General features: G+C 67.0%; 4 protein-coding genes. All 4 read left to right on the top strand.

Translation table 11 applies throughout. The features are described 5' to 3' along the window. On the top strand, positions 1–1,728 hold a 1,728-nt coding region (locus tag H926_RS30870; protein ID WP_371256244.1), incomplete at its 5' end, for a hypothetical protein. 258 nt (positions 1,729–1,986) lie between these two features. After that, entirely contained in the window at positions 1,987–2,418 is a 432-nt protein-coding gene (locus tag H926_RS34270; RefSeq protein ID WP_022676620.1) for a hypothetical protein, read from the top strand. Continuing rightward, a complete protein-coding gene (locus tag H926_RS27325; protein ID WP_022676619.1) occupies positions 2,415–5,414 on the top strand; it encodes a hybrid sensor histidine kinase/response regulator in 3,000 nt (999 codons plus the stop codon). The genes H926_RS34270 and H926_RS27325 overlap by 4 nt, the downstream gene beginning before the upstream one ends. 20 nt (positions 5,415–5,434) lie before the next feature. Further along, positions 5,435–6,427, top strand: a complete 993-nt coding sequence (locus H926_RS27320; RefSeq protein ID WP_237741029.1) for a diguanylate cyclase — start codon at positions 5,435–5,437, stop codon at positions 6,425–6,427. The last annotated feature ends 192 nt before the right edge of the window (positions 6,428–6,619 follow it).

Genomic DNA, 6,619 nt, shown 5'->3' with positions numbered 1-6,619 from the left:
CTGCGCCGGGGCGGCTGGGATCTGCTCGACCTGGGCGATGATGTCGCGCTGGGGCAGGGCGCCCACCTGGGTCTGGTCGAACTCGATCGCGGCGATATCGTGGTGGCGCCGATCACTCTGGACGCCGGCGCTGCATTGATGGTGCGTGCCGGGGTAGAAGGCCCGGCGCGCATGGGCGCGGGCAGTGTGCTGACAGCGCTTTCCGTGCTCAATGCCGGCGGCACGGTGCCGGCGGGCGAGGTGTGGGACGGCGTACCGGCGCAGCGCGTGGGCGTGGCGCCGCCGCCTCCGGTGATCACCCGCGCCGCCACGCGGCTTGGGCCCTGGCGCCATGGCCTGCTGCTGCTTCTTGGGCAGGGGCTGTTCACCGCGCTGGCCGCGCTGCCGGGCGAACTGCTGCTGCTGGGCTTGTGCCTGGGCGGCGAAGTAAGCGCCAAGGCGATCTGGCACTGGATGGCCGCGCCCTCGCTCGATGGGCGCGTGATTGCGGCGCTGCTCGCCACCACGGTCCTTGCCGTGCCGCTCAACGTCTTCTGGTCGGCAGTCCTGCTGCGCGCGATGGGCCGCGTGCGGCCCGGTGTGATCGACCGCTGGAGCCTTGGCTACATCCGTCTGTGGATCAAGGCCGGTGCGGTCTTTGCCGCCGGCGAGTGGCTTTCGGGCACCTTGATGTACAAGCACTGGCTGCGCCTGGCGGGCATGAAGCTGGGCGACAAGTGCGAGATCAGCACGATCTTTGACGTGACGCCCGAACTCGTCACGATCGGGGCGGAAACCTTCTTTGCCGATGGCATCTATCTGGGCGGGGCGGAGCTGCGCCAGGGCACGGTGCGGGTCGCGCCGATTCGCCTTGGCCGCAATACCTTCCTGGGCAATCACGCGGTGATCCCGGCGGGCGAGACTCTGCCCGATGACATCCTGATCGGCATTTCCACCGTTGCCGATGCCACCTGCATCGCGCGCGGCCAGTCGCGTTTTGGCCACCCCAGTTTCGATCTGCCGCGCCGCCAGGTGGTGGAGGCCGATCGCAGCGTGACGCACGATCCTTCGCTGATCCGCCAGGCCAACCGCTGGTTCTGGGAACTGGCGCGCTTTTTCCTGCCGGTGGTGCCGCTGGTGCTGGGCGCCCTGTGGTTTGCCGCGATCGGTGCGGCTGCGGCGCGTGGGGCCAGCCTGGCACTGATGACCTGGGTGGTGGTGCCCGGCGCCACGCTGGCCACGATGGTGGCGCTGTGCCTGGTGGTGATGGTCCTCAAATGGGGCCTGATCGGCCGGGTGCGGCCTGGTCAGCACGCGCTGTGGTCGTGCTGGTGCAGCCGCTGGGATTTCGTCTACGTGGCCTGGGCGCGCTATGCCAATTTCATCCTGCAACAGCTGGAAGGCACGTTCCTGCTGCTGGTCTATCTGCGGCTTATGGGCCTCAAGATCGGGCGCCGCGCCGTGCTCGGGCCGCTGTTTGCCCAGGTCGTCGATCCCGACATGATCGAGATCGGCGATGGCGCCACGGTCCATGCCAATTTCCAGGCCCACACGTTCGAGGATCGCGTGCTCAAGGTGGACAAGGTGCGGATCGGCACCGGCGCCACCGTGCATGCCGGCACCGTGCCGCTCTATGGCGCGGTGATCGATTCGGGCACCCGCGTGCTGGGCGGCAGCGTGGTGATGAAGCACGAACACCTGCGTCCTGGTCTCGCCTATCAGGGTGTTCCCGTACGTGTGGTTGGCTGAAAACCGCAGAAAACCGGCGCTAAACCAGCGCGCGCTGCCGGGCGCCTATTGCTGGCATGTGTCTGCTTACCTGCCGGGCTGACAGAGTTTGCTGCAAGCGCCCGCTATTTGGCGCGCGAATAACTGCCAATTTGGATGAAATATTACACGAAAAACTGCGCCTTGTTGGCCAAATTCAGTTTGCGATCAGTTCGATAACGTAAAAGTTTACCAATTGGAAATTGGCCACCCGTAACCTCCAAGGTGTGGAGGGCGGATATGATCGATGATCGTACCAGCAGTATCAACGCGACTTGCCATCGCGCCGTAGCCGCATCGGGCCACGGTGCGATGCCTGCGCCGCCGCCGCGCACGATCGCTGCTCCCGCCATCGTTAGCATATGGCCCGCCGCCGCCCTGATGCTGGCCGGCGTGGCTGGCCTGGCCTGGGCCTCCGTCCCGCCGATCCAGCCGGGTGACCAGGTGGTGGTCATTGCTCCGCCCGGCACTCCACAGATGCAGACTTTGGCCATGGTCGCCGGCGCGCAAGGCGCGCTCGTGGCACCCGGCCGCTTTGCCAATATCGCTATCGCCACGTCCCCCCGTGTGGATTTTCCTGCCGCACTGCGCCGAGAAGGGGCCTGGTTCGTATTCGCTTCGCCACGTCTGGCGGGCTGCCTCGGCGCTGCCAAGGAAGAAACGGCCCTATGACGATCCTCTCATCGCCGCGTTTCGTGCCCACTGCGTTATCCGCTCCCAAGGTTGCGGCCGTGCCGCTACCGGCCACCGAACTGGATGACGTGCGCCACCGCTTCGGCCATTTTCTGGTCTATCTGCTGTGGGCGCACGTGCCGCTGCTGGCGGTTGTCGCCTGGCTGACGGGCCAGTCGCCGATCGCGGCGGGCGTTGCCGGCGGCGTTCTGGCGCTCGCCTACCACCTGATGTGGTGGCGCCAGGGCATTGCCCGTTCCACCCGCTATCTTTCCGCCGTGGCGCTGGTGGGAGAGCCGGCGCTGCTGCTGTTCCTGATGCAGGGCCATGCCTGGCAGATGGACATGCACATGTACTTCTTTGCCATGCTGGCGTTGACCATCGCCTGGTGCGATCGCGGCGCCATCCTGATGGCGGCCACGGCAACGGCGCTGCATCACCTCGTTCTGCTCTATGCCTTGCCCTATGCAGTCTTTCCGGGGGAGGGCAACATTGCCCGCGTGCTGCTTCACGCCGTGATCGTTGCGTTCCAGACTGCCGTGCTGGTCTGGCTCAGCGACCGACTGGTCGAATCCGTGCAGCGTGTCACGGCCATGGGCGAGGAAATCCGTGCCAAGAATCTGGCGCTGGAAGAACGCACCCGCGAGGCAGAGGATGCCACGCGCGCCAAGAGCATGTTCCTGGCCAACATGAGCCACGAAATCCGCACGCCGATGAACGCCATCCTGGGCTTTTGCCACCTCGCGCAGCGCACCGCGCTCAATCCCCGGCAACAGGTCTATGTCGCGCGGATTGCCGATGCCGGTGCCTCGCTGCTGCGCCTGATCAACGACATCCTCGATTATTCCAAGAACGAGGCCGGCAAGCTCACGCTCGAGGCACGGCCGTTCGATGTGCGCACCACAGTGGAGCACCAGGCCCAGATGCTCACTCTCGATGCCGAGGGCAAGGGCGTGGCGCTGCGCGTCACCATCGGGCCGCGCGTGCCGCAGATGGTGGTGGGCGATGAACTGCGCTTTGGCCAGGTCTTGCTCAACCTGCTCAGCAATGCGGTCAAGTTCACCGAAAAGGGCGTGGTCATGGTCGGCGTTGATCTGGTGGCGACGGGCGAGGGCACCGTCACCCTGGAATGCACCGTGCGTGATACCGGCATCGGCATGACCGCCGAGGCGCGCGATGCACTGTTCACCTCGTTTACCCAGGCCGACAGTTCGATGACCCGGCGCTTTGGTGGCACCGGGCTGGGCCTGGCCATCTCGCGCCAGATTGTTGAGCAGATGGGCGGCGGCATCACGGTGGAAAGCACGCCCGGCATGGGCAGCGTGTTTACCTTCCGCGTGGTGATGGGCGATGCCGGCACGCTGGCCCGCGCCGGGCTGCTGCCGCCGCCGGGCCTGGCGGGCCTGCGCGTGCTTGCTGCCGATGACAATGCCGCCTCGCGCCAGATCGTGCACGAATTGTTGACCGGATGGAGCATGGCGGTCGATCTCGTTGCCTCGGGCGAGGAAGCCCTGGCAGCGATCGATGCAGCGGCCGCCGCCGGGCGTCCGTTCGATCTTGTCCTGCTCGACTGGAAGATGCCGGGCTTGAGCGGGATGGACACGGTCAAGGCCATGCGCACCCGCGTGCCGCATGGGCGCCTGCCGGCAACACTGCTGGTGACGGCCTATGGCGCCGACGAGTTCCTGGGGTCGGTCGATCGCGCCGATGTCGATGCGTTCCTGACCAAGCCGCTGCAGCCGCGCGCGCTGATCGAAACGCTGTGCGATCTGTTCCCCGAACGGGTCGAACGCGCGCCCGCCAAGGGTCCTGCCGGCGCGCCAGCGGCAATGGCAGACGCGGTGGCGCAGGCGCCAAGCCTGCCACAGCGCCTGTGCGGCCTGCGCGTGCTGCTGGCCGAAGACAACGAGATCAACCGCGAAATCGCCATGGAACTGCTCGGCGATGCCGGGCTCGAGGTGGACTGCGCCGAAAACGGCCGCATCGCCTGCGCCATGGTGGCGGCGCAGAACGGGGCCTATGCCGCTGTGCTGATGGATGTGCAGATGCCCGAGATGGACGGCATCGAAGCCACCGCGCGCATTCGTCGCACGTGGAGCGCCGACGCCTTGCCGATCATCGCGATGACGGCGCATGCCTATGACGAAGAACGCCAGCGGTGCCTTGACGCCGGCATGAACGATCATATCGCCAAGCCGGTTGAGCCTGCGCTGCTGGTTCGCACGCTGGAACGCTGGTTGCGCCGGCCCGATGCCGCGCCTGCCGGGGCAGTGGCCGGCCAGGGAACCGATGCCGCCTGGACCGGCCCTGTGGCAAACGACGCCGTGGCCAACGATGCGGCCGGCGCGTCCGAGGCGGTCTTGCCCGATCACCTGCCGCCCTTCGGCATTCCTGCGGCCCTGGCGCGGGTTAATGGCAAGCGCACGCTGTTGCTCAAGCTGATCGGCGATTTCGGCGATATCTATGCCGCCACGCCCGGTGCGCTGACCAGCCTGGTGGACGAAGGCCGCCTGGCCGAGGCGCGGCGCCTGGCCCATTCGCTCAAGGGCGTGGCCGGTTCGCTCGAACTGCCGCAGGTCCAGGCCGTGGCCGCGCGCATCGAGCGCTTGCTGGCCGCCGAACAGACCTTTGGCCTCGACCGCGAGATTGCCCTGCTGGCCCGCGAACTGGCCCCGGCGATCGAGGCGGCGCGCAGCCTGGCGCCACCGCTTCCGGCTCATGTCCCGTCGATCACGGAGGCAGATGGCTCGTGCGCAGATGCCGGCGCCGTTGCCCAGGCGCGCGACGGGCTGATCGATCTGGTGCAGCGGCGCAGCCTGGCGGCGCGGGCTGCCTTTGTCGTCTATGCTGATGCGCTGGGCCTGCCCGAGCCGGCGCGCCAGGGCCATCCGGTGCGCCAGGCGCTGGAACGGCTCGACTATGGCCGCGCGCTGGCCCTGCTCGAAGCAGAAGGCAGCCTTGCCGATGATGCGCCGATACAGGGGGCCGTTGCCTAATGGGCCAGGCGCTTCCCCCCTTGTCGCGGCGCGGTCTGGTGATGATCGTCGACGATGAAATCGCCAATATCGAGATCATCAATGCCGTGCTCGAAGACGAATACGACGTCTGCTTTGCCCTGTCGGGGCAAGAGGCGCTGGATCTGGCGCGCACCGCGCAGCCCGATCTCATCCTGCTCGATGTGCTGATGCCGGGCATGGATGGCTTTGCCGTCTGTGCCGCGCTCAAGCAGGATGCCACGCTGACCGATGTGCCGGTGATCTTCACCACCGGCCTGGGGGACAGCGAGGACGAGATGCGCGGTCTGTCGCTGGGCGCGATCGACTATGTGACCAAGCCGGTGCAGCCGCCGATCCTGCGCGCGCGGGTGGCCAATCATGTTGAACTCAAGCGCCTGCGCGATCAACTGGCACGGATGGCGGTGACCGATGCGCTCACCGGCTTGTCCAATCGCCGGCACCTGGAACGCACGCTGGAGGTGGAGACCCCGCGGCTGGCGCGGCAGCAGGAATGGCTGTCGGTGGTCATGCTCGATATCGACTTCTTCAAGCAGTTCAACGATGCCTATGGCCACCCGGCCGGCGACCGCTGCATTGCCATGGTCGCCGCCGCGCTCACCCGCGCGGTGCGCCGTGCGACCGATCTTTCGGCCCGCTATGGCGGGGAAGAGTTCGTCTGCGTGCTGCCCGGCGCAGACCTGGCCACGGCCCAATCCGTTGCGGCCGAGATTGGGCGCCAGGTGCGCCAGCTGGGTATTCCGCACGCGCGATCGGGCGTGGATGCGTTCGTCACGGTCAGCATCGGCATCGCCAGTGCGCGCAGCGTCGCCGGGGCCAAGCCGCAGGAGTGGATCGATATGGCTGATGCGCAGCTCTATCGCAGCAAGAGCGAGGGCCGCAATCGCATCACCGCGACCGTGTTCGAACATGGCCTGCCCGGGCATGGTCAACCCGCGGGCAACGATCGCGCGGCCTATCCGACCGCGCAACTTGGCCTTCGCGCCACAGGCTGATCGCCGCGGCGCGGGCGGCGCACTGTCCAGGCCGCGCTTGCCAGCTGCTTTCCCGGCAGGCTGATCTCGTTTCATTGCCCTTTGTCACGGCTGGCAACGCCGGGTGCTTGACAAAGTGAACGTTCACGCGCATGCGTCACCACAGTTGAGAACGTTCACAAGCCGGACGCAAAGCGCCGGGTGAAAACGGGG

The sequence above is a fragment of the Novosphingobium sp. B-7 genome, assembly GCF_000410615.1.
Classification (GTDB): domain Bacteria; phylum Pseudomonadota; class Alphaproteobacteria; order Sphingomonadales; family Sphingomonadaceae; genus Novosphingobium; species Novosphingobium capsulatum.
This window is presented reverse-complemented; position numbering and strand designations above follow the sequence as displayed.

Coding starts and splice junctions, on each gene's coding strand:
- H926_RS34270 (WP_022676620.1), top strand. CDS start 1,987: ATGATCGATGATCGTACCAGCAGTATCAACGCGACTTGCCATCGCGCC.
- H926_RS27325 (WP_022676619.1), top strand. CDS start 2,415: ATGACGATCCTCTCATCGCCGCGTTTCGTGCCCACTGCGTTATCCGCT.